We start from the raw sequence: 22,273 nt of genomic DNA, 5'->3' as shown, positions 1-22,273 counted from the left end.
ATCCCAACCCCGCAGCCGTAGGCTGTGGGGTTTTGTCGTCACTGGGATAAACGCGCAAGTAACCGGGGAGCCTCTCGAGGCGTTCGAACCCGTAATTGGAGTGCCTCATGGCCAAGAAGATTACCGCTTACATCAAGCTGCAAGTGAAGGCCGCTCAGGCTAACCCAAGCCCACCTGTTGGTCCTGCTCTGGGTCAGCACGGCGTGAACATCATGGAATTCTGCAAGGCTTTCAACGCCCGTACCCAGGGTCTTGAGCCAGGTCTGCCGACTCCAGTGATCATCACTGTCTACAGCGACCGTAGCTTCACTTTCGAAACCAAATCCACCCCTGCTTCGGTTCTGCTGAAGAAGGCGGCCGGTCTGACCAGCGGTTCCGCTCGTCCGAACACCGTTAAGGTTGGCACCGTAACTCGTGCTCAGCTGGAAGAAATCGCGAAAACCAAAAACGCGGATCTGACTGCAGCTGATATGGAAGCAGCCGTGCGTACTATCGCCGGTTCTGCTCGTAGCATGGGCCTTAACGTGGAGGGTGTGTAATGGCTAAGCTGACCAAGCGTCAAAAGGCTATCGCCGGCAAAATCGAAGCAGGCAAGTCCTACAACTTTGTAGACGCCGCTGCTCTGCTGGCCGAGCTGTCGACTGTCAAGTTCAGCGAGTCGTTCGACGTAGCTGTAAACCTGGGTGTTGACCCGCGTAAATCCGACCAGGTCGTTCGTAGCGCTACCGTGCTGCCACACGGCACTGGCAAGACCGTTCGCGTTGCTGTGTTCACCCAGGGTCCAGCTGCTGAAGCCGCTCTGGCTGCCGGCGCTGACCGTGTAGGTATGGACGACCTGGCTGCCGAAATGAAAGGCGGCGACCTGAACTATGACGTAGTGATCGCATCCCCGGATGCAATGCGCGTTGTAGGTCAGTTGGGTCAGATCCTCGGTCCACGCGGCCTGATGCCTAACCCTAAAGTCGGCACCGTAACTCCAGACGTAGCTACCGCGGTTAAAAACGCCAAGGCTGGTCAGGTTCGTTATCGCACCGACAAAAACGGCATCATCCACACTTCCGTTGGCAAGATCGGCTTCGACGCCGTCAAGCTGAAGGAAAACGTTGAAGCCCTGATCGCTGATCTGAAGCGTATCAAGCCAGCTTCCTCGAAAGGCATCTACGTCAAGCGCGTTACCCTGAGCACCACCATGGGCCCAGGTCTGGTTATCGACCAGAGCTCGCTCGACGCGTAAGACACAGATTGGCGCAAGCGATTGCGCCAATTGAAAAATTGGGGTCCCTGCCTGGCGGGGGCTATCCAAGACCGTAGGCGACGCAAGTCTTAAACCACAAGCCTACGCAGATGGTGCTCCCGGTTCCTTACCGAATCAGACACCAAAACGACATCCGGTTTCGACCAGATGAAACGGTAACAAGCAGGAGTTAAACCCGTGGCAATTAAACTCGAAGACAAGAAGGCCATCGTCGCTGAAGTCAACGAGGCTGCCAAAGTCGCTCTGTCCGCTGTCGTGGCTGATGCCCGTGGCGTAACAGTAGGCGCGATGACCGGACTCCGTAAAGAGGCTCGTGAAGCTGGCGTTTACGTACGTGTTGTACGTAACACCCTGCTCAAGCGCGCTGTTGCTGACACTGAATTCAGTGTCCTCAACGACGTGTTCACCGGCCCTACCCTGATTGCGTTCTCCAAGGAACATCCAGGCGCTGCTGCCCGGATCTTCAAGGAATTCGCAAAGGGTCAGGACAAGTTCGAGATCAAGGCAGCTGCGTTCGAGGGCAAGTTCCTCGCAGCTAACCAAATCGACGTACTGGCAACTCTGCCGACCCGTGACGAAGCAATTTCTCAGCTGATGAGCGTGATTCAAGGCGCTACCAGCAAATTGGCTCGTACTCTGGCGGCAATTCGCGACCAGAAAGAAGCTGCTGCAGCCTAAGGCTCGTCAACTTCTCGCGTTTTTTGTTTTTTTCGATGGTCGCGTAGGCCGTCCCCAATATCAGGAATTAGATTCATGTCTATCTCTCAGAACGATATCCTTGAAGCAGTTGGCAACATGTCCGTAATGGAAGTTGTTGAGCTGATCAAAGCTTTCGAAGAAAAATTCGGTGTTACCGCTGCTGCTGCATCGGCTGGTCCAGCTGTTGCTGCTGCCGTTGCTGAAGAGCAAACCGAATTCAACGTCATGCTGACCGAAGCTGGCGAGAAGAAAGTTAACGTGATCAAGGCTGTACGTGAACTGACCGGTCTGGGCTTGAAAGAAGCCAAGGCTGTAGTTGACGGCGCACCTGCCATGGTTCTGGAAGCTGTTGCCAAAGACGCAGCTGACAAAGCCAAAGCAGCTCTGGAAGAAGCAGGCGCTAAAGTCGAGCTGAAGTAAGCATCGACTTTGCTCCTCCAGCCCGAGCGTTAAGCGACAGGCTGATGGCTGGTGGCTCTTGCCACCGGCCTTTTTCCGTTATTGGCAGCCGACTGGGTCGGTGCTGATAACGTGCTGTAACCACCCGATGCGGTGGAGCAAACCATGGGGTTTGCACGATTTTCTGGCTGCTCCCGTCGGGAGGGGCCAAACAAGCAGGTGACCAAGCTGGGGAACGCTGATGGCTTACTCATATACTGAGAAAAAACGTATCCGCAAGGACTTTAGCAAGTTGCCGGACGTCATGGATGTGCCGTACCTCCTGGCCATCCAGCTGGATTCGTATCGTGAATTCTTGCAAGCGGGAGCGACTAAAGATCAGTTCCGCGACGTGGGCCTGCATGCGGCCTTCAAATCCGTTTTCCCGATCATCAGCTACTCCGGCAATGCTGCGCTGGAGTACGTCGGATATCGTCTGGGCGAACCGGCATTTGATGTCAAAGAATGCGTATTGCGCGGTGTAACTTACGCCGTACCTTTGCGGGTAAAAGTGCGCCTGATCATTTTCGACAAAGAATCGTCGAACAAAGCGATCAAGGACATCAAAGAGCAAGAAGTCTACATGGGTGAAATTCCCCTGATGACTGAAAACGGTACCTTCGTAATCAACGGTACCGAGCGTGTAATCGTTTCCCAGCTGCACCGTTCCCCGGGCGTGTTCTTCGACCACGACCGTGGCAAGACGCACAGCTCCGGTAAACTGCTGTACTCCGCGCGCATCATTCCATACCGCGGTTCGTGGCTGGACTTCGAGTTCGACCCGAAAGACTGCGTATTCGTGCGTATCGACCGTCGTCGCAAGCTGCCTGCATCGGTTCTGCTGCGCGCGCTCGGCTATACCACCGAAGAAGTGCTGGACGCGTTCTACACCACCAACGTATTCCACGTGAAGGGCGAGACTCTGAGCCTGGAGCTGGTGCCTCAGCGCCTGCGCGGTGAAATCGCTGTCCTCGATATTCAGGATGACAAAGGCAAGGTTATTGTCGAGCAAGGTCGTCGTATCACCGCTCGCCACATCAACCAGCTGGAAAAAGCCGGTATCAAAGAGCTGGATGTGCCTCTGGACTACGTCCTGGGTCGCACAACCGCCAAGGTCATCGTGCATCCGGCAACCGGCGAAATCCTGGCAGAGTGCAACACCGAGCTGAACACCGAGATCCTGGCAAAAATCGCCAAGGCCGGCGTTGTTCGCATCGAAACTCTGTACACCAACGATATCGACTGCGGTCCGTTCGTCTCCGACACCTTGAAGATCGACTCCACCAGCAACCAACTGGAAGCGCTGGTCGAGATCTATCGCATGATGCGTCCTGGCGAGCCGCCAACCAAAGACGCTGCCGAGACCCTGTTCAACAACCTGTTCTTCAGCCCTGAGCGCTATGACCTGTCTGCGGTCGGCCGGATGAAGTTCAACCGTCGTATCGGTCGCACCGAGATCGAAGGTTCGGGCGTGCTGTGCAAGGAAGACATCGTCGCGGTACTGAAGACCCTGGTCGACATCCGTAACGGTAAAGGCATCGTCGATGACATCGACCACCTGGGTAACCGTCGTGTTCGCTGCGTAGGCGAAATGGCCGAGAACCAGTTCCGCGTTGGCCTGGTGCGTGTTGAGCGTGCGGTCAAAGAGCGTCTGTCGATGGCTGAAAGCGAAGGCCTGATGCCGCAAGACCTGATCAACGCCAAGCCAGTGGCTGCGGCGGTGAAAGAGTTCTTCGGTTCCAGCCAGCTGTCCCAGTTCATGGACCAGAACAACCCGCTGTCCGAGATCACCCACAAGCGCCGTGTTTCTGCACTCGGCCCTGGCGGTCTGACTCGTGAGCGTGCCGGCTTTGAAGTTCGTGACGTACACCCGACTCACTACGGTCGTGTCTGCCCGATCGAAACGCCGGAAGGTCCGAACATCGGTCTGATCAACTCCCTGGCCGCTTATGCGCGCACCAACCAGTACGGCTTCCTCGAGAGCCCGTACCGCGTGGTGAAAGACGCTCTGGTCACCGACGAGATCGTGTTCCTGTCCGCCATCGAAGAAGCTGATCACGTGATCGCTCAGGCTTCGGCCACGATGAACGACAAGAAAGTCCTGATCGACGAGCTGGTAGCTGTTCGTCACTTGAACGAATTCACCGTCAAGGCGCCGGAAGACGTCACCTTGATGGATGTATCGCCGAAGCAGGTAGTTTCGGTTGCTGCGTCGCTGATTCCGTTCCTCGAGCACGACGACGCCAACCGTGCGTTGATGGGTTCGAACATGCAGCGTCAAGCTGTACCGACCCTGCGCGCTGACAAGCCGCTGGTAGGTACCGGCATGGAGCGTAACGTAGCCCGTGACTCCGGCGTTTGCGTCGTGGCTCGTCGTGGCGGCGTGATCGATTCCGTCGACGCCAGCCGTATCGTGGTTCGTGTTGCCGATGACGAAGTTGAAACCGGTGAAGCTGGTGTCGACATCTACAACCTGACCAAGTACACCCGCTCCAACCAGAACACCTGCATCAACCAGCGTCCGCTGGTGCGTAAGGGTGATCGGGTTCAGCGTAGCGACATCATGGCCGACGGCCCGTCCACCGACATGGGTGAACTGGCTCTGGGTCAGAACATGCGCATCGCGTTCATGGCATGGAACGGCTTCAACTTCGAAGACTCCATCTGCCTGTCCGAGCGTGTTGTTCAGGAAGACCGTTTCACCACGATCCACATCCAGGAACTGACCTGTGTGGCTCGTGACACCAAGCTTGGCCCAGAGGAAATCACTGCCGACATCCCGAACGTGGGTGAAGCGGCACTGAACAAGCTGGACGAAGCCGGTATCGTTTACGTAGGTGCTGAAGTTGGCGCAGGCGATATCCTGGTCGGTAAGGTCACTCCGAAAGGCGAGACCCAGCTGACTCCGGAAGAAAAACTGCTGCGTGCGATCTTCGGTGAAAAAGCCAGCGACGTTAAAGACACCTCCCTGCGTGTACCTACCGGTACCAAAGGTACTGTCATCGACGTACAGGTCTTCACCCGCGACGGCGTTGAGCGTGATGCTCGTGCCCTGTCGATCGAGAAGTCCCAGCTGGACGAGATCCGCAAGGACCTGAACGAAGAGTTCCGTATCGTTGAAGGTGCTACTTTCGAACGTCTACGTTCCGCTCTGGTCGGCCACAAAGCCGAAGGCGGCGCCGGTCTGAAGAAAGGCCAGGACATCACCGACGAAGTTCTCGACGGTCTTGAGCACGGCCAGTGGTTCAAACTGCGCATGGCTGAAGACGCTCTGAACGAGCAGCTCGAGAAGGCTCAGGCCTACATCGTTGATCGTCGCCGTCTGCTGGACGACAAGTTCGAAGACAAGAAGCGCAAACTGCAGCAAGGTGATGACCTGGCTCCAGGCGTGCTGAAAATCGTCAAGGTCTACCTGGCAATCCGTCGTCGCATCCAACCGGGCGACAAGATGGCCGGTCGTCACGGTAACAAGGGTGTGGTCTCCGTGATCATGCCGGTTGAAGACATGCCGCACGATGCCAATGGCACCCCGGTCGACGTCGTCCTCAACCCGTTGGGCGTACCTTCGCGTATGAACGTTGGTCAGATCCTTGAAACCCACCTGGGCCTCGCGGCTAAAGGTCTGGGCGAGAAGATCAATCGCATGATTGAAGAGCAGCGTAAAGTTGCCGAGCTGCGTAAATTCCTGCACGAGATCTATAACGAGATCGGCGGTCGTCAGGAAAGCCTCGATGACTTCTCGGACCAGGAAATCCTGGACCTGGCTCAAAACCTGCGTGGCGGCGTTCCTATGGCCACTCCAGTGTTCGACGGCGCCAAGGAAAGCGAAATCAAGGCCATGCTGAAACTGGCGGACCTGCCAGAAAGCGGCCAGATGCAGCTGACCGACGGCCGTACCGGCAACAAGTTCGAGCGCCCGGTCACCGTTGGCTACATGTACATGCTGAAGCTGAACCACTTGGTAGACGACAAGATGCACGCGCGTTCTACCGGTTCGTACAGCCTGGTTACCCAGCAGCCGCTGGGTGGTAAGGCGCAGTTCGGTGGTCAGCGTTTCGGGGAGATGGAGGTCTGGGCACTGGAAGCATACGGTGCCGCTTACACTCTGCAAGAAATGCTCACAGTGAAGTCGGACGATGTGAACGGCCGTACCAAGATGTACAAAAACATCGTGGATGGCGATCACCGTATGGAGCCGGGCATGCCCGAGTCCTTCAACGTGTTGATCAAGGAAATTCGTTCCCTCGGCATCGATATCGATCTGGAAACCGAATAACACGTGACGCGAATCGAGAGCGGGGCAGGATTGCCCGCTCTCTGCTCCGCCAGGAGGAAAGGCCTTGAAAGACCTACTGAATTTGCTGAAAAACCAGGGTCAAGTCGAAGAGTTCGACGCCATCCGTATCGGATTGGCATCGCCTGAGATGATCCGTTCGTGGTCGTTCGGTGAAGTTAAAAAGCCGGAAACCATCAACTACCGTACGTTCAAACCTGAGCGTGACGGCCTGTTCTGCGCCAAGATCTTTGGCCCGGTAAAGGATTACGAGTGCCTGTGCGGTAAGTACAAGCGCTTGAAGCACCGCGGTGTGATCTGCGAGAAGTGCGGCGTTGAAGTCGCGCTGGCAAAAGTTCGTCGTGAGCGCATGGCGCACATCGAACTGGCCTCGCCGGTTGCCCACATCTGGTTCCTGAAATCGCTGCCGTCCCGTATCGGCTTGCTGATGGACATGACCCTGCGTGATATCGAGCGCGTTCTCTACTTCGAGAGCTACGTCGTTATCGATCCAGGCATGACCACCCTTGAAAAAGGTCAGCTGCTGAACGACGAGCAGTACTTCGAAGCGCTGGAAGAATTCGGCGACGATTTCGATGCCCGCATGGGTGCCGAAGCTGTCCGCGAACTGCTGCACGCTATCGACCTGGAACACGAGATTGGCCGTCTGCGTGAAGAAATTCCGCAAACCAACTCGGAAACCAAGATCAAGAAGCTGTCCAAGCGTCTGAAGTTGATGGAAGCCTTCCAGGGTTCCGGCAACCTGCCAGAGTGGATGGTGCTGACCGTTCTGCCGGTTCTGCCGCCAGATCTGCGTCCACTGGTCCCGCTCGATGGCGGTCGTTTCGCGACTTCCGACCTCAACGATCTGTATCGTCGAGTGATCAACCGTAACAACCGTTTGAAGCGCCTGCTGGATCTGTCCGCCCCGGACATCATCGTGCGCAACGAAAAGCGTATGTTGCAGGAAGCCGTCGACGCACTGCTCGACAACGGTCGTCGTGGCCGCGCTATCACGGGTTCCAACAAGCGTCCTCTGAAATCCCTGGCTGACATGATCAAGGGTAAGCAGGGTCGTTTCCGTCAGAACTTGCTCGGTAAGCGTGTTGACTACTCCGGCCGTTCGGTAATTACCGTAGGTCCGACCCTGCGTCTGCACCAGTGCGGTCTGCCGAAGAAGATGGCTCTCGAGCTGTTCAAGCCGTTCATTTTCGGCAAGCTGGAAATGCGTGGTCTCGCAACCACCATCAAAGCTGCCAAGAAGATGGTCGAGCGCGAGCTGCCGGAAGTTTGGGACGTTCTCGCTGAAGTGATTCGCGAACACCCGGTTCTTCTCAACCGTGCACCGACCCTTCACCGTCTGGGTATCCAGGCGTTTGAACCGGTACTGATCGAAGGTAAGGCTATCCAGCTGCACCCTCTGGTCTGCGCCGCGTACAACGCCGACTTCGACGGCGACCAAATGGCCGTGCACGTACCGCTGACGCTGGAAGCCCAGCTGGAAGCGCGTGCGTTGATGATGTCGACCAACAACATTCTGTCGCCAGCCAACGGTGAGCCAATCATCGTTCCGTCGCAGGACGTTGTATTGGGTCTGTACTACATGACGCGTGAAGCGATCAACGCCAAGGGCGAAGGTCGTGTATTCGCGGATCTGCAGGAAGTTGACCGAGTGTTCCGTGCCGGCGAAGCCGCACTGCACGCCAAGGTCAAAGTCCGGATCAACGAAACCGTCAACGACCGTGACGGCGGCAGCGTGACCAACACCCGTATCGTCGACACCACTGTCGGCCGTGCGCTGTTGTTCCAGGTTGTGCCAAAAGGTCTGTCGTACGACGTCGTCAACCTGCCGATGAAGAAAAAGGCGATCTCCAAGCTGATCAACCAGTGCTACCGCGTGGTTGGTCTGAAAGAGACCGTTATCTTCGCTGACCAGTTGATGTACACCGGTTTTGCCTACTCGACCATCTCCGGCGTTTCCATCGGTGTTAACGACTTCGTTATCCCGGATGAAAAAGCCCGCATCATCGGTGCAGCCACCGACGAAGTGAAAGAGATCGAGAGCCAGTACGCCTCCGGCCTGGTAACCCAGGGCGAGAAGTACAACAAAGTGATCGACCTTTGGTCCAAGGCGAACGACGAAGTTTCCAAGGCGATGATGGCCAACCTCTCGAAAGAGAAAGTCATCGACCGTCATGGCGTCGAAGTCGACCAGGAGTCGTTCAACTCGATGTACATGATGGCCGACTCGGGTGCGCGGGGTTCCGCAGCACAGATTCGTCAGCTCGCCGGTATGCGTGGCCTGATGGCCAAGCCGGACGGCTCCATCATCGAAACGCCGATTACTGCGAACTTCCGTGAGGGTTTGAGCGTACTTCAGTACTTCATCTCCACTCACGGTGCTCGTAAAGGTCTGGCGGATACCGCGTTGAAAACGGCGAACTCGGGTTACCTGACTCGTCGTCTGGTGGACGTGGCGCAGGATCTGGTTGTAACCGAGATCGATTGCGGCACCGAGCACGGTCTGCTGATGACTCCGCACATTGAAGGCGGTGACGTTGTAGAGCCGTTGGGTGAGCGCGTATTGGGTCGTGTTATTGCCCGTGACGTATTCAAGCCGGGTACCGAGGACGTCATCGTTCCTGCTGGCACCCTGGTAGACGAGAAGTGGGTCGAGTTCATCGAGCTGAACAGCATCGACGAAGTGATCGTGCGTTCGCCGATCAGCTGCGAAACCCGCTACGGCATTTGCGCCAAGTGCTACGGTCGTGACCTGGCTCGTGGTCACCAGGTGAACATCGGTGAAGCGGTCGGCGTTATCGCTGCCCAGTCCATCGGTGAACCGGGTACCCAGCTGACGATGCGTACGTTCCACATCGGTGGTGCGGCAAGCCGGACCTCTGCAGCCGACAGCGTTCAGGTGAAGAATGGCGGTACCGTCCGTCTGCATAACCTGAAGCACGTTGAGCGAGTGGACGGTCACCTGGTTGCCGTGTCCCGTTCCGGTGAGCTGGCCATCGCTGATGACTTCGGTCGTGAGCGTGAGCGTTACAAGCTGCCGTACGGTGCCGTGATTTCGGTTAAAGAAGGTGACAAGGTCGACGCTGGCGCCATCGTGGCCAAGTGGGATCCGCACACTCACCCGATCGTTACCGAAATGAAAGGTACCGTGACCTACGTGGGCATGGAAGAAGGCATCACGATCAAGCGTCAGACTGACGAATTGACCGGTATGACCAACATTGAAGTACTCGACGCCAAGGATCGTCCAGCTGCCGGTAAGGACATCCGTCCAGCCGTGAAGATGGTCGACGACAACGGCAAGGATCTGTTGCTGCCAGGCACTGACGTAATCGCTCAGTACTTCCTGCCAGCCAACGCCCTGGTCGGTGTAGCGGACGGTGCGAAGATTGCGATCGGTGATGTTATCGCTCGTATTCCGCAAGAAACTTCGAAGACCCGTGACATCACCGGTGGTCTGCCGCGTGTTGCCGACCTGTTCGAAGCCCGTCGTCCGAAAGAAGCGTCGATTCTTGCTGAAGTCAGCGGCACCATCGCGTTCGGTAAAGAGACCAAAGGCAAGCGCCGTCTGGTCATTACCCCGAACGACGGTAGCGATCCGTACGAAGAGCTGATTCCGAAGTGGCGTCACCTGAACGTGTTCGAAGGCGAACAGGTAAACCGCGGCGAAGTTATCTCCGACGGTCCGAGCGATCCACACGACATCCTGCGTCTGCTGGGTGTGAGTGCGCTGGCCAAGTACATCGTTAACGAGATCCAGGACGTCTACCGTCTGCAAGGCGTGAAGATCAACGACAAGCACATCGAGACCATCCTGCGTCAGATGCTGCGTAAAGTTGAAATCGCTGAATCCGGCGATTCCAGTTTCATCAAGGGCGACCAGATGGAACTGACTCACGTACTGGTAGAGAACGAGCGCCTGGCGACTGAAGACAAGTTTGTCTCCAAGTTCACTCGTGTACTGCTGGGTATCACCAAGGCGTCGTTGTCCACTGAATCGTTCATCTCGGCGGCTTCCTTCCAGGAAACCACCCGCGTACTGACCGAAGCGGCGGTAACCGGCAAGCGCGATTACCTGCGCGGCCTTAAAGAAAACGTGGTCGTGGGTCGTCTGATCCCGGCTGGTACCGGTCTGGCTTATCACAGCGAGCGTAAGCGTCGCCGTGATGCAGACAAACCGTTGCGCGTAAGCGCCAGTGAAGTGGAAGCTGCACTGACCGAAGCGCTGAACTCGAGCGGTAACTGAGTTCTGCGGTAAATGAGTGTGAGGCCCTGGTCACTCCGTTCATCGAATCGAGACAAATTGTCGAGATTGGATGAGCGGGGAGGGCGGGGCCTTGCCTTGACTGGGGACAAGATCCTCTTTAGACTCTTGTACCCCTAAATTTGGCGGGAACTCGTTCCTGCCATTTTGCTTTTCTTGCAAGACAATAGCGTCGCAAGACAACAGTGGAGCTAGTAGATGGCAACTATCAACCAGCTGGTACGTCAGCCGCGTAAGCGTATCGTCGAGAAATCCGACGTGCCTGCGCTGCAGAACTGCCCGCAACGCCGTGGCGTGTGCACCCGTGTGTACACCACCACGCCGAAAAAACCTAACTCGGCACTGCGTAAAGTATGCCGTGTGCGTCTGACCAACGGTTTCGAGGTTTCCTCGTACATCGGTGGTGAAGGCCACAACCTGCAAGAGCACAGCGTGGTACTGATCCGCGGTGGTCGTGTAAAAGACTTGCCAGGTGTTCGTTACCACACCGTTCGCGGTTCGTTGGATACTTCCGGTGTTAAAGGTCGTAACCAGGGTCGTTCGAAGTACGGTACCAAGCGTCCGAAGTAATCGGCCGTTTTGCAGTTATTCATTTTATTGAGTCGATAAGAGTAAGGTCGGGCACGTATCCACAGGATCTGTCCCGGGCTAACCTGAAGACCGTTTGAGGGCTTATCAATGCCAAGACGTCGCGTAGCAGCCAAGCGTGAGATTCTGGACGATCCGAAATACGGAAGCCAAATCCTCGCCAAATTCATGAACCACGTAATGGAAAGCGGCAAGAAAGCCGTTGCCGAGCGTATCGTTTATGGTGCCCTGGATACCGTGAAGGCTCGTAAGGCCGGCACCGATCCCCTGGAACTCTTCGAAAAAGCACTCGACGCCATCGCTCCGCTGGTCGAAGTGAAGTCGCGCCGCGTTGGTGGTGCTACTTACCAGGTTCCGGTCGAGGTTCGTCCTTCCCGTCGTAACGCTCTGGCAATGCGCTGGTTGGTAGACTTCGCCCGCAAGCGCGGCGAGAAGTCTATGGCTCTGCGTTTGGCTGGCGAACTGTTGGACGCCGCCGAAGGTAAAGGTGCTGCAGTTAAGAAGCGTGAAGACGTGCACCGTATGGCTGAAGCCAACAAGGCTTTCTCGCACTACCGCTTCTAATTCTAGCGTCACTCATTTTGCGAGGGCTTTATGGCTCGTACTACACCGATTAATCGCTACCGTAACATCGGTATCGTTGCTCACGTGGATGCTGGTAAAACCACCACCACCGAGCGCGTCCTTTTTTACACTGGCAAAAGCCACAAGATGGGCGAAGTGCATGACGGCGCTGCGACCACTGACTGGATGGTTCAGGAGCAGGAGCGTGGTATTACCATTACTTCTGCTGCCATTACCGCCTTCTGGCAGGGTTCGGCCAAGCAGCACAAAGACCAATACCGCTTCAACGTCATCGATACCCCGGGTCACGTAGACTTCACTATTGAAGTTGAGCGTTCCCTGCGTGTACTCGACGGCGCGGTCGTTGTGTTCTGCGGCACCTCCGGCGTTGAGCCTCAGTCCGAAACCGTATGGCGTCAAGCCAACAAGTACGGCGTTCCACGTATTGTTTACGTGAACAAGATGGACCGTGCCGGTGCTAACTTCCTGCGCGTGATCGCTCAGATCAAGCAGCGCCTGGGTCACACTCCGGTGCCTATCCAGTTGGCTATCGGTTCCGAAGACAACTTCCAGGGTCAGATCGATCTGATGACCATGGAAGCCGTTTACTGGAACGATGCCGACAAGGGTATGACTCCTCGTCGTGAAGCCATCCCTGCTGAACTGCAGGAGCTGGCTGAAGAGTGGCGCAACAACATGGTTGAGGCTGCGGCCGAAGCCAGCGAAGAGCTGATGAACAAGTACCTCGAAGGGGAAGAGCTCTCCATCGAGGAAATCAAGGGTGCTCTGCGTCAGCGTACTATCGCTGGTGAGATCGTTCTGGCTGTTTGTGGTTCTTCCTTCAAGAACAAGGGTGTTCCCCTGGTTCTCGACGCCGTTATCGACTACCTGCCTGCACCAACTGACATTCCTGCCATCAAGGGTACTGACCCGGATGACGAGGAAAAGCAGATGGAGCGTCATGCAGACGACAACGAGCCGTTCTCGGCTCTGGCGTTCAAGATCGCTACCGACCCATTCGTGGGTACCTTGACCTTCGTCCGCGTTTACTCGGGCGTGTTGGCCTCCGGCGACGGCGTGATCAACTCGGTCAAAGGCAAGAAAGAGCGTGTGGGTCGTATGGTGCAGATGCACGCAAACGCCCGTGAAGAGATCAAGGAAGTGCGCGCTGGTGACATCGCGGCCTTGATCGGCATGAAGGACGTCACCACTGGTGAAACCTTGTGCAACGCTGACAAGCCAATCATCCTGGTTCGCATGGACTTCCCGGAGCCGGTTATTTCGGTTGCCGTAGAGCCTAAGACCAAGGATGACCAGGAAAAAATGGGTATCGCTCTGGGCAAACTTGCTCAGGAAGACCCGTCTTTCCGCGTCAAGACTGATGAAGAGACTGGTCAAACGATCATCTCTGGCATGGGCGAGCTGCACCTGGACATCCTGGTTGACCGGATGCGCCGTGAGTTCAACGTCGAAGCCAACATCGGTAAGCCTCAGGTTTCCTATCGTGAGCGCATCACGAAGAACTGCGAAATCGAAGGCAAGTTCGTTCGTCAATCCGGTGGTCGTGGCCAGTTCGGTCATTGCTGGATCCGTTTTGCTCCTGCTGACGAAGGTCAGGAAGGTCTGCAATTCTTGAACGAAGTAGTGGGTGGTGTGGTTCCTAAGGAATACATCCCGGCTATCCAGAAGGGTATCGAAGAGCAGATGAAGAACGGCGTTGTTGCCGGCTATCCGCTGATCGGCCTGAAGGCTACCGTGTTTGATGGTTCTTACCACGACGTCGACTCCAACGAGATGGCGTTTAAGGTGGCTGCTTCCATGGCGACCAAGCAACTGGCCCAGAAGGGCGGTGGTGAGTTGCTCGAGCCGATCATGGCGGTAGAGGTTGTTACGCCTGAAGACTATATGGGTGACGTGATGGGCGACCTCAATCGTCGTCGCGGCATGATTCTGGGTATGGAAGACACGGTTTCCGGTAAGGTGATCCGTGCTGAAGTTCCGTTGGGCGAGATGTTCGGTTATGCGACCGACGTTCGTTCGATGTCCCAGGGTCGCGCAAGCTACTCTATGGAATTCAAAAAATACAATACGGCTCCGTCGCACATCGTCGAAACCGTTACCAAAAAACAAGGCTGATTCAGTCCTTTAGGCAAGGAGTTAATTGTCGTGGCTAAAGAAAAATTTGATCGTTCCCTACCGCACGTCAACGTTGGCACCATCGGTCACGTTGACCACGGTAAAACCACTCTGACCGCAGCTCTGACTCGCGTTTGCTCCGAAGTTTTCGGTTCCGCAATCGTTGAATTCGACAAGATCGACAGCGCGCCAGAAGAAAAAGCTCGTGGTATCACCATCAACACCGCGCACGTCGAGTACAACTCGAACATTCGTCACTACGCTCACGTTGACTGCCCAGGTCACGCTGACTACGTGAAGAACATGATCACCGGTGCTGCCCAGATGGACGGCGCGATCCTGGTTTGCTCGGCCGCTGATGGTCCGATGCCACAAACCCGTGAGCACATCCTGCTGTCCCGTCAGGTAGGCGTTCCGTACATCGTGGTTTTCCTGAACAAGGCTGACCTGGTAGACGACGCTGAGCTGCTGGAACTGGTAGAGATGGAAGTGCGCGATCTGCTGAGCACTTACGACTTCCCAGGCGACGACACTCCAATCATCATTGGTTCGGCCCGTATGGCGCTGGAAGGCAAAGATGACAACGAGATGGGCACCACTGCCGTCAAGAAGCTGGTAGAAACTCTGGACACCTACATCCCAGAGCCAGAGCGTGCTATCGACAAGCCGTTCCTGATGCCAATCGAAGACGTATTCTCGATCTCTGGTCGTGGTACTGTTGTGACTGGTCGTATCGAGCGCGGTATCGTTCGCGTACAGGATCCACTGGAAATCGTTGGTCTGCGTGACACTACCGTCACCACCTGCACCGGTGTTGAAATGTTCCGTAAACTGCTCGACGAAGGTCGTGCTGGCGAGAACTGCGGCGTTCTGCTGCGTGGCACCAAGCGTGACGACGTTGAGCGTGGTCAGGTTCTGGTCAAGCCAGGTTCGGTTAAGCCGCACACCAAGTTCACCGCAGAAGTTTACGTTCTGAGCAAGGAAGAAGGCGGTCGTCACACTCCGTTCTTCAAAGGCTACCGTCCACAGTTCTACTTCCGTACTACTGACGTGACTGGTAACTGCGAGCTGCCAGAAGGCGTTGAAATGGTAATGCCAGGTGACAACATTCAGATGACTGTTACCCTGATCAAAACCATCGCGATGGAAGACGGTCTGCGTTTCGCTATCCGTGAAGGCGGTCGTACCGTCGGCGCTGGCGTCGTAGCCAAAATCATCGAGTAAGCATCTCTTTTGAGATAGCTTCGATGCTTTGAAAAGCCCCCGCTCAGCGGGGGCTTTTTTATTGGGTTGACACCTATCTGGGGCGTCTATAGAATTGCGCCTCCTTTTAACGGGCGTATTGCGCCCGGTGGGAATAGCAGCCGGAGTCTGAAATCCAATGCAAAATCAGCAAATCCGTATCAGGTTGAAGGCTTTCGACCATCGCCTGATCGACCAATCAACCCAGGAAATCGTGGAAACCGCGAAACGTACTGGTGCTCAAGTGCGTGGTCCAATTCCACTGCCTACCCGTAAAGAGCGGTTCACCGTTCTGGTCTCCCCGCACGTCAACAAAGACGCGCGTGACCAGTACGAGATCCGTACTCATAAGCGCGTTCTGGACATCGTCCAGCCAACGGATAAAACCGTTGATGCTCTTATGAAGCTTGATCTTGCGGCCGGTGTGGAAGTGCAGATCAGCCTCGGCTAAGACTCGGTCTTAGTCGTGTAACGCTCTGAAATGGGCGGCCATAGCGGGTGAAAGCCCCGTACACTCATGAGGTTTACAACATGACTATTGGTGTAGTCGGTCGTAAATGCGGTATGACCCGTATTTTCACCGAAGAAGGTGTCTCCATTCCGGTCACGGTCATTGAGATCGAGCCGAATCGCGTCACCCAGTTCAAAACTGAAGAGACCGATGGCTATCGTGCAGTGCAAGTCACTGTCGGCGAGCGTCGTGCTTCGCGTGTAACAGCAGCTCAGGCTGGCCACTTCGCTAAAGCGAACGTTGCCGCTGGTCGTACCGTAATGGAATTCCGCCTTGAAGAAGGCGAGTACCAGGCCGGCGATCTGATCAACGCTGAAATCTTCGCCGCTGGTCAACTGGTTGATGTAACCGGTCAATCCAAGGGTAAAGGCTTCCAGGGTACGATCAAGCGTTGGAATTTCCGCGGGCAAGATAACACCCACGGTAACTCCGTATCCCACCGCGTTCCAGGCTCTATCGGCCAGTGCCAGACTCCTGGTCGTGTATTCAAGGGCAAAAAAATGTCCGGTCATATGGGCGCTGAGCGCGTGACCGTGCAGTCCCTCGAAGTAGTGCGCGTGGACGCTGAACGCAATCTGTTGTTGGTCAAGGGCGCTGTTCCTGGCGCTACTGGCGGCAACTTGGTTGTACGTCCAGCAGCCAAGGCTCGCGGTTAAGGGGAAGCTGACATGCAATTAAATGTAAATGACGCTCAAGCGATCGAAGTTTCCGAACTGACATTTGGCGGCGAATTCAACGAGACGCTGGTTCACCAAGCAGTCGTGGCCTACATGGCCGGCGGCCGTCAGGGTTCCAAGCAGCAAAAGACCCGTTCCGACGTTCGTGGTGGCGGCAAGCGCCCATGGCGTCAGAAAGGTACTGGCCGTGCTCGTGCCGGTACTATCCGTAGCCCAATCTGGCGTGGCGGCGGTACCACTTTCGCAGCTCGTCCACAGGATCACTCCCAGAAGCTGAACAAGAAGATGTATCGCGCAGCAATGCGTTCCATCCTTGCTGAGCTGGTGCGTACTGATCGTCTGGTCGTGGTTCAGGATTTCGCCGTTGAAACGCCGAAAACCAAAGACCTGCTGGGCAAGCTGAACAACATGAGCCTGACCGACGTTCTGATCGTGTCGGACGCTGTTGATCAGAACCTGTACCTGGCTGCTCGTAACCTGCCACACGTAGATGTACGTGATGTGCAAGGTTCCGATCCAGTTAGTCTGATCGCATACGACAAGGTGTTGATCACCGTGTCGGCCGTGAAGAAATTCGAGGAGCTGCTGGGATGAACCAGGAACGCGTATTTAAAGTTCTGCTTGGCCCGCACGTTTCCGAGAAGGCTACGGTTCTGGCAGACAAGAAAGGCCAGTTCGTTTTCAAGGTTGCTACTGACGCAACCAAGCTGGAAATCAAGAAGGCCGTCGAAAGCCTGTTCAGCGTGAAAGTAGAGCGTGTAACTACCCTGAATGTTCTGGGTAAGAGCAAGCGCACTGCTCGCGGTCTGGGCAAGCGTAATGACTGGAAGAAGGCAGTTATCTCCCTTCAGCCAGGCCAAGATCTCGATTTCAGCAGCAGTGCTGAGTAAGGAAGGGGTGCATCATGGCAATCGTTAAATGCAAACCGACTTCCCCTGGCCGCCGTTTTGTGGTCAAGGTGGTCAACCAGGAGCTGCATAAAGGCGCTCCTCACGCACCGCTGCTCGAGAAGAAATCGAAGACTGGTGGTCGTAACAACAATGGCCGTATTACCACTCGTCACATCGGTGGTGGTCATAAGCAGCATTACCGTATGGTCGATTTCCGTCGCAACGACAAAGATGGCATCGTCGCCACTGTCGAGCGTATCGAATACGATCCAAACCGTACTGCTCACATCGCACTGCTCTGCTACGCAGACGGCGAGCGCCGCTACATCATCGCCCCTAAAGGCGTGAGTGCTGGCGACCAGCTGATCGCAGGCGCTCTGGCTCCAATCAAGCCAGGCAACGCTCTGCAACTGCGCAACATTCCAGTCGGTTCTACCGTACACGGCATCGAACTGAAGCCAGGTAAAGGCGCACAGATCGCTCGTTCCGCTGGTGCTTCGGCTCAGCTGATCGCTCGTGAAGGCGTGTACGTTACCCTGCGTCTGCGTTCCGGTGAAATGCGTAAAGTCCTGGCTGAATGCCGTGCGACCCTGGGCGAAGTCTCGAACTCCGAGCACAGCCTGCGTTCGCTGGGTAAAGCCGGTGCCAAACGCTGGCGTGGCGTTCGCCCAACCGTTCGTGGTGTTGCCATGAACCCGGTTGACCACCCACATGGTGGTGGTGAAGGTCGTACCTCTGGTGGTCGTCATCCGGTATCGCCATGGGGCTTCCCGACTAAGGGCGCGAAGACTCGTGGTAATAAGCGTACCGACAAAATGATCGTCCGTCGTCGCAAGTAAATAGAGGGATACGACAGTGCCACGTTCTCTGAAAAAAGGTCCTTTTATCGATCTTCACCTACTGAAGAAGATCGAAGTGGCGGCGGAAAAGAACGATCGCAAACCGGTGAAAACCTGGTCGCGTCGTTCGATGATCCTGCCACAAATGGTCGGTCTGACCATCGCAGTACACAACGGTCGTCAGCACGTCCCAGTTCTCGTGAACGAAGACATGGTCGGCCACAAACTGGGCGAGTTCGCCGGTACCCGCACTTATCGCGGGCACGTGGCAGACAAGAAAGCCAAGCGTTAAGGGGTTAGGAAATGGAAGTAGCCGCTAAGTTGTCGGGCGCTCGAATCTCCGCCCAGAAAGCCCGCTTGGTCGCCGACCAGATCCGCGGGAAGAAGGTGGGCGAAGCGCTCAACCTGTTGGCTTTCAGCAGTAAGAAAGCCGCCGAGATCATGAAGAAAGTGCTGGAGTCGGCCGTAGCCAACGCCGAGCATAACGAAGGCGCAGATGTTGATGACCTGAAGGTCAGCACCGTTTTCGTCAACGAAGGGCGTTCGCTGAAGCGCATCATGCCACGTGCCAAAGGCCGTGCTGATCGCATCGTCAAGCGGTCTTGCCATATCACTGTCAAGGTTGCTGACAAGTAACGGAGTCGAAGAGATGGGTCAGAAAGTACATCCCATTGGCATTCGCCTGGGAATCGTCAAGGAGCACACCTCCGTCTGGTACGCAGACGGTCGGACTTATGCGGACTATTTGCTCGCAGATCTGAATGTGCGTGAGTACCTCCAAGACAAACTAAAAAGCGCGTCCGTAAGCCGTATCGATATCCATCGTCCGGCCCAAACTGCACGCATCACCATCCACACCGCTCGTCCAGGTATCGTTATCGGGAAGAAAGGTGAAGATGTTGAGAAACTGCGTCAGGACCTGACCAAGCAAATGGGTGTGCCTGTGCACATCAATATCGAAGAGATCCGCAAGCCGGAGCTCGACGGTATGCTGGTTGCGCAGAGCGTAGCTCAGCAGCTGGAGCGTCGCGTAATGTTCCGTCGCGCTATGAAGCGCGCTGTACAGAACGCCATGCGCATTGGTGCCAAAGGCATCAAAATCCAAGTGAGCGGTCGTCTCGGCGGTGCTGAAATCGCACGTACTGAATGGTATCGCGAAGGTCGTGTGCCACTGCACACCCTGCGTGCCGACATCGACTATGCCAACTACGAAGCTCACACCACTTACGGTGTGATCGGTGTAAAGGTTTGGATCTTCAAAGGCGAAGTAATTGGTGGTCGCCAAGAAGAACTGAAACCACAAGCACCAGCGCCTCGTAAAAAAGCTGCTAAGTAAGGGGTACGCCAAATGTTGCAACCAAAGCGTACGAAGTTCCGCAAGCAAATGACTGGTCACAACCGTGGCTTGGCATTGCGCGGTAGCAAAGTCAGCTTCGGCGAGTTCGCGCTGAAGTCTGTTGCTCGTGGTCGTCTCACCGCTCGTCAGATCGAGTCAGCGCGTCGTGCTCTGACCCGTCACGTAAAACGTGGCGGCAAGATCTGGATCCGTGTATTCCCGGACAAGCCGATCTCCAAAAAACCTCTCGAGGTTCGGATGGGTAAAGGTAAGGGTAACGTGGAATACTGGGTTGCCCAGATTCAGCCAGGCAAAGTCCTGTATGAAATCGAGGGTGTTTCTGAAGAGCTGGCGCGTGAGGCTTTCGCCCTGGCTGCTGCAAAGCTGCCGCTCGCCACCTCCTTTGTTAAACGGACGGTGATGTGATGAAAGCGAATGAACTTCGTGAAAAATCCGCACAGCAGCTGAACGAGCAACTGCTCGGCCTGCTGCGCGACCAGTTCAATCTGCGTATGCAGAAAGCAACTGGCCAGTTGGGGCAGTCTCATCTGCTCTCGCAAGTTAAGCGTGACATCGCTCGCGTGAAGACTGTGCTCAACCAGCAGGCAGGTAAGTAATCATGGCTGAAGCCGAAAAAACTGTCCGTACGCTGACTGGCCGTGTTGTCAGCGACAAGATGGACAAAACCATCACCGTTCTGATCGAGCGTCGCGTTAAGCACCCGATCTACGGTAAATACGTTAAGCGTTCGACTAAGCTGCACGCGCACGACGAAACCAATCAGTGCCACATCGGCGACAAAGTCACTATTCGTGAAACTCGTCCTTTGGCCAAGACCAAGTCTTGGGCGCTGGTTGATGTTCTCGAACGCGCTGTGGAAGTCTAAGGACTAGGGGTCGGAGAAATTATATGATTCAGACTCAATCCATGCTCGATGTGGCCGATAACAGCGGCGCTCGCCGCGTTATGTGCATCAAGGTGCTGGGTGGCTCCCATCGTCGTTACGCTGGTATCGGTGACATCATCAAAGTTACCGTCAAGGAAGCAATTCCTCGCGGTAAAGTGAAAAAAGGCCAAGTGATGACTGCTGTTGTAGTCCGCACTCGTCACGGCGTACGTCGTGCTGATGGCTCCATTATCCGCTTTGATGGCAACGCTGCTGTTCTGTTGAACAACAAGCAAGAGCCGATCGGCACCCGTATCTTTGGGCCAGTGACCCGTGAACTTCGTACTGAGAAGTTCATGAAGATCGTCTCGCTCGCCCCAGAAGTGCTGTAAGGAGATCCGACATGCAAAAGATTCGTCGTGACGACGAGATCATCGTGATCGCCGGCAAAGACAAAGGTAAGCGCGGTAAGGTGCTGAAGGTTCTTGCTGACAACCGTCTGGTTGTTGGTGGTCTGAACCTGGTCAAGCGTCATACCAAGCCTAACCCGATGTCGGGCGTACAGGGCGGTATCGTCGAGAAAGAAGCGCCACTGCACGCTTCCAACGTCGCCATCTTCAACGGCGAAACCAACAAGGCTGACCGCGTTGGTTTCAAAGTAGAAGACGGTAAGAAAATTCGTGTCTTCAAGTCGACCCAAAAAGCGGTTGATGCTTGAACACTGCTAGGTAGAAGACCATGGCACGACTAAAAGAGATTTACCGGAAGGAAATCGCTCCGAAACTTAAGGAAGAACTTAAGCTTTCGAACGTGATGGAAGTTCCGCGCGTTACCAAAATCACCCTGAACATGGGTCTGGGCGAAGCGATCGGCGACAAAAAAGTCATCGAACACGCTGTTGCTGACCTGGAAAAGATCACCGGCCAGAAAGTCGTTGTGACCTACGCTCGCAAATCCATCGCTGGCTTTAAAGTCCGTGAAGGTTGGCCGATCGGCGTCAAAGTGACCCTGCGCCGTGAGCGTATGTACGAGTTCCTGGATCGTCTGCTGTCGATCTCCCTGCCTCGGGTTCGCGACTTCCGCGGCCTGAATGCCAAGTCCTTCGATGGTCGTGGCAACTACAGCATGGGCGTGAAAGAGCAGATCATCTTCCCGGAAATCGACTACGACAAGATCGATGCTCTCCGCGGTCTGGACATCACCCTGACCACCACTGCCAAGAACGATGATGAAGGCCGCGCTCTGCTGCGTGCGTTCAAATTCCCGTTCCGCAACTGATTGGAGTAGGACCATGGCCAAGATGAGCATGAAAAACCGCGAGCTGAAGCGTCAGCTCACGGTTGCCAAGTACGCCAAGAAGCGTGCAGCACTGAAAGCTATCATCGTTGATCTGAACGCAAGTCCAGAAGCGCGTTGGGAAGCTACAGTAGCCCTGCAGAAGCAGCCACGTGACGCAAGCGCTTCGCGCATGCGTAACCGCTGCCGCCTGACCGGTCGTCCACACGGCGTTTACCGCAAGTTCGGCCTCGGCCGTAACAAGCTGCGTGAAGCTGCCATGCGTGGTGACGTACCGGGTCTGGTTAAAGCCAGCTGGTAAGTACTGTCAAAGTCTCGGTGTCCAGGATCGCAAGATCCTGACCACCGGTGGCCTTGA

25 protein-coding genes are annotated in these 22,273 nt (G+C 55.7%); all 25 read left to right on the top strand.

From position 1 onward, the window contains the following. Positions 1-107 precede the first annotated feature (107 nt). Positions 108-539: a 50S ribosomal protein L11 gene (gene rplK / locus ACXX83_RS21915; protein WP_007933726.1), complete on the top strand. Its 432-nt coding sequence runs from the start codon at positions 108-110 to the stop codon at positions 537-539. Continuing rightward, on the top strand, positions 539-1,234 hold the full coding sequence (rplA, locus tag ACXX83_RS21910) for a 50S ribosomal protein L1 (protein WP_008041297.1): 696 nt from the start codon (positions 539-541) through the stop codon (positions 1,232-1,234). The genes rplK and rplA overlap by 1 nt, the downstream gene beginning before the upstream one ends. Before the next feature lie 198 nt (positions 1,235-1,432). Next, positions 1,433-1,933: a 50S ribosomal protein L10 gene (rplJ, locus tag ACXX83_RS21905; protein ID WP_007970413.1), complete on the top strand. Its 501-nt coding sequence runs from the start codon at positions 1,433-1,435 to the stop codon at positions 1,931-1,933. A 75-nt stretch (positions 1,934-2,008) separates the two neighbouring features. Next, complete coding sequence (gene rplL / locus ACXX83_RS21900) at positions 2,009-2,374, top strand: 50S ribosomal protein L7/L12 (protein ID WP_007970414.1); 366 nt, start codon at positions 2,009-2,011, stop codon at positions 2,372-2,374. 220 nt (positions 2,375-2,594) lie between these two features. Beyond that, complete coding sequence (gene rpoB / locus ACXX83_RS21895) at positions 2,595-6,668, top strand: DNA-directed RNA polymerase subunit beta (RefSeq protein WP_007970415.1); 4,074 nt, start codon at positions 2,595-2,597, stop codon at positions 6,666-6,668. 64 nt (positions 6,669-6,732) lie between these two features. Beyond that, the gene (gene rpoC, locus ACXX83_RS21890) at positions 6,733-10,932 is read left to right on the top strand and encodes a DNA-directed RNA polymerase subunit beta' (RefSeq protein WP_007970416.1); all 4,200 of its coding nucleotides are present in this window, start codon (positions 6,733-6,735) and stop codon (positions 10,930-10,932) included. A gap of 216 nt (positions 10,933-11,148) precedes the next feature. Then, positions 11,149-11,520 (top strand): 30S ribosomal protein S12, encoded by a 372-nt coding sequence (gene rpsL, locus ACXX83_RS21885; protein ID WP_003186084.1) that lies wholly within the window; start codon positions 11,149-11,151, stop codon positions 11,518-11,520. Between the two features lie 108 nt (positions 11,521-11,628). After that, positions 11,629-12,102, top strand: coding sequence for a 30S ribosomal protein S7 (gene rpsG / locus ACXX83_RS21880; protein WP_007970418.1), 474 nt, complete (start codon positions 11,629-11,631; stop codon positions 12,100-12,102). A gap of 30 nt (positions 12,103-12,132) precedes the next feature. Then, positions 12,133-14,238, top strand: a complete 2,106-nt coding sequence (fusA, locus tag ACXX83_RS21875) for an elongation factor G (protein ID WP_007970420.1) — start codon at positions 12,133-12,135, stop codon at positions 14,236-14,238. Between the two features lie 30 nt (positions 14,239-14,268). After that, complete coding sequence (tuf, locus tag ACXX83_RS21870; RefSeq protein ID WP_007970421.1) at positions 14,269-15,462, top strand: elongation factor Tu; 1,194 nt, start codon at positions 14,269-14,271, stop codon at positions 15,460-15,462. A 157-nt stretch (positions 15,463-15,619) separates the two neighbouring features. After that, entirely contained in the window at positions 15,620-15,931 is a 312-nt protein-coding gene (gene rpsJ, locus ACXX83_RS21865) for a 30S ribosomal protein S10 (RefSeq protein WP_003186070.1), read from the top strand. A gap of 80 nt (positions 15,932-16,011) precedes the next feature. Continuing rightward, positions 16,012-16,647 carry a 50S ribosomal protein L3 gene (rplC, locus tag ACXX83_RS21860; RefSeq protein WP_003186059.1) on the top strand — a complete coding sequence of 212 codons (636 nt, stop codon included), beginning with the start codon at positions 16,012-16,014 and terminating at the stop codon, positions 16,645-16,647. Positions 16,648-16,659: 12 nt separating this feature from the next. Beyond that, positions 16,660-17,262, top strand: a complete 603-nt coding sequence (rplD, locus tag ACXX83_RS21855; protein WP_003228735.1) for a 50S ribosomal protein L4 — start codon at positions 16,660-16,662, stop codon at positions 17,260-17,262. Next, positions 17,259-17,558 carry a 50S ribosomal protein L23 gene (gene rplW, locus ACXX83_RS21850; RefSeq protein WP_002555488.1) on the top strand — a complete coding sequence of 100 codons (300 nt, stop codon included), beginning with the start codon at positions 17,259-17,261 and terminating at the stop codon, positions 17,556-17,558. The genes rplD and rplW overlap by 4 nt, the downstream gene beginning before the upstream one ends. A gap of 14 nt (positions 17,559-17,572) precedes the next feature. Then, positions 17,573-18,397: a 50S ribosomal protein L2 gene (gene rplB / locus ACXX83_RS21845; protein WP_003228734.1), complete on the top strand. Its 825-nt coding sequence runs from the start codon at positions 17,573-17,575 to the stop codon at positions 18,395-18,397. Between the two features lie 16 nt (positions 18,398-18,413). Further along, positions 18,414-18,689, top strand: a complete 276-nt coding sequence (gene rpsS, locus ACXX83_RS21840) for a 30S ribosomal protein S19 (protein ID WP_002555486.1) — start codon at positions 18,414-18,416, stop codon at positions 18,687-18,689. Between the two features lie 11 nt (positions 18,690-18,700). After that, on the top strand, positions 18,701-19,033 hold the full coding sequence (gene rplV, locus ACXX83_RS21835; protein WP_003103908.1) for a 50S ribosomal protein L22: 333 nt from the start codon (positions 18,701-18,703) through the stop codon (positions 19,031-19,033). Between the two features lie 13 nt (positions 19,034-19,046). Beyond that, a complete protein-coding gene (gene rpsC, locus ACXX83_RS21830) occupies positions 19,047-19,733 on the top strand; it encodes a 30S ribosomal protein S3 (protein ID WP_007970424.1) in 687 nt (228 codons plus the stop codon). A gap of 12 nt (positions 19,734-19,745) precedes the next feature. Continuing rightward, positions 19,746-20,159 (top strand): 50S ribosomal protein L16, encoded by a 414-nt coding sequence (gene rplP / locus ACXX83_RS21825; RefSeq protein ID WP_003228729.1) that lies wholly within the window; start codon positions 19,746-19,748, stop codon positions 20,157-20,159. Beyond that, positions 20,159-20,350 (top strand): 50S ribosomal protein L29, encoded by a 192-nt coding sequence (gene rpmC / locus ACXX83_RS21820; protein ID WP_002555481.1) that lies wholly within the window; start codon positions 20,159-20,161, stop codon positions 20,348-20,350. Before rplP ends, rpmC begins: the two co-directional genes overlap by 1 nt. Positions 20,351-20,352: 2 nt before the next feature. Continuing rightward, positions 20,353-20,619, top strand: coding sequence for a 30S ribosomal protein S17 (gene rpsQ / locus ACXX83_RS21815; protein WP_003176419.1), 267 nt, complete (start codon positions 20,353-20,355; stop codon positions 20,617-20,619). Between the two features lie 23 nt (positions 20,620-20,642). After that, positions 20,643-21,011, top strand: a complete 369-nt coding sequence (gene rplN, locus ACXX83_RS21810) for a 50S ribosomal protein L14 (protein WP_002555479.1) — start codon at positions 20,643-20,645, stop codon at positions 21,009-21,011. 11 nt (positions 21,012-21,022) lie between these two features. Next, positions 21,023-21,337: a 50S ribosomal protein L24 gene (rplX, locus tag ACXX83_RS21805; RefSeq protein WP_003186046.1), complete on the top strand. Its 315-nt coding sequence runs from the start codon at positions 21,023-21,025 to the stop codon at positions 21,335-21,337. A gap of 20 nt (positions 21,338-21,357) precedes the next feature. Continuing rightward, positions 21,358-21,897 carry a 50S ribosomal protein L5 gene (gene rplE, locus ACXX83_RS21800; protein ID WP_003210069.1) on the top strand — a complete coding sequence of 180 codons (540 nt, stop codon included), beginning with the start codon at positions 21,358-21,360 and terminating at the stop codon, positions 21,895-21,897. 13 nt (positions 21,898-21,910) lie between these two features. Next, on the top strand, positions 21,911-22,216 hold the full coding sequence (gene rpsN, locus ACXX83_RS21795) for a 30S ribosomal protein S14 (RefSeq protein ID WP_003176414.1): 306 nt from the start codon (positions 21,911-21,913) through the stop codon (positions 22,214-22,216). Positions 22,217-22,273: the final 57 nt, after the last annotated feature.

The sequence above is a fragment of the Pseudomonas sp. GNP012 genome, assembly GCF_054343835.1.
Note: the sequence above shows the minus strand (reverse complement) of the source record. Positions and strands in the feature narration are given on the sequence as shown.

What these genes read in the sequence shown, in the direction of transcription:
- rplK (WP_007933726.1), top strand. Translation starts at nt 108, where the DNA reads ATGGCCAAGAAGATTACCGCTTACATCAAGCTGCAAGTGAAGGCCGCT.
- rplA (WP_008041297.1), top strand. Translation starts at nt 539, where the DNA reads ATGGCTAAGCTGACCAAGCGTCAAAAGGCTATCGCCGGCAAAATCGAA.
- rplL (WP_007970414.1), top strand. Translation starts at nt 2,009, where the DNA reads ATGTCTATCTCTCAGAACGATATCCTTGAAGCAGTTGGCAACATGTCC.
- rpoB (WP_007970415.1), top strand. Translation starts at nt 2,595, where the DNA reads ATGGCTTACTCATATACTGAGAAAAAACGTATCCGCAAGGACTTTAGC.
- rpsL (WP_003186084.1), top strand. Translation starts at nt 11,149, where the DNA reads ATGGCAACTATCAACCAGCTGGTACGTCAGCCGCGTAAGCGTATCGTC.
- rpsG (WP_007970418.1), top strand. Translation starts at nt 11,629, where the DNA reads ATGCCAAGACGTCGCGTAGCAGCCAAGCGTGAGATTCTGGACGATCCG.
- fusA (WP_007970420.1), top strand. Translation starts at nt 12,133, where the DNA reads ATGGCTCGTACTACACCGATTAATCGCTACCGTAACATCGGTATCGTT.
- rpsJ (WP_003186070.1), top strand. Translation starts at nt 15,620, where the DNA reads ATGCAAAATCAGCAAATCCGTATCAGGTTGAAGGCTTTCGACCATCGC.
- rplC (WP_003186059.1), top strand. Translation starts at nt 16,012, where the DNA reads ATGACTATTGGTGTAGTCGGTCGTAAATGCGGTATGACCCGTATTTTC.
- rplD (WP_003228735.1), top strand. Translation starts at nt 16,660, where the DNA reads ATGCAATTAAATGTAAATGACGCTCAAGCGATCGAAGTTTCCGAACTG.
- rplW (WP_002555488.1), top strand. Translation starts at nt 17,259, where the DNA reads ATGAACCAGGAACGCGTATTTAAAGTTCTGCTTGGCCCGCACGTTTCC.
- rplB (WP_003228734.1), top strand. Translation starts at nt 17,573, where the DNA reads ATGGCAATCGTTAAATGCAAACCGACTTCCCCTGGCCGCCGTTTTGTG.
- rplV (WP_003103908.1), top strand. Translation starts at nt 18,701, where the DNA reads ATGGAAGTAGCCGCTAAGTTGTCGGGCGCTCGAATCTCCGCCCAGAAA.
- rpsC (WP_007970424.1), top strand. Translation starts at nt 19,047, where the DNA reads ATGGGTCAGAAAGTACATCCCATTGGCATTCGCCTGGGAATCGTCAAG.
- rplP (WP_003228729.1), top strand. Translation starts at nt 19,746, where the DNA reads ATGTTGCAACCAAAGCGTACGAAGTTCCGCAAGCAAATGACTGGTCAC.
- rpmC (WP_002555481.1), top strand. Translation starts at nt 20,159, where the DNA reads ATGAAAGCGAATGAACTTCGTGAAAAATCCGCACAGCAGCTGAACGAG.
- rpsQ (WP_003176419.1), top strand. Translation starts at nt 20,353, where the DNA reads ATGGCTGAAGCCGAAAAAACTGTCCGTACGCTGACTGGCCGTGTTGTC.
- rplN (WP_002555479.1), top strand. Translation starts at nt 20,643, where the DNA reads ATGATTCAGACTCAATCCATGCTCGATGTGGCCGATAACAGCGGCGCT.
- rplX (WP_003186046.1), top strand. Translation starts at nt 21,023, where the DNA reads ATGCAAAAGATTCGTCGTGACGACGAGATCATCGTGATCGCCGGCAAA.
- rplE (WP_003210069.1), top strand. Translation starts at nt 21,358, where the DNA reads ATGGCACGACTAAAAGAGATTTACCGGAAGGAAATCGCTCCGAAACTT.
- rpsN (WP_003176414.1), top strand. Translation starts at nt 21,911, where the DNA reads ATGGCCAAGATGAGCATGAAAAACCGCGAGCTGAAGCGTCAGCTCACG.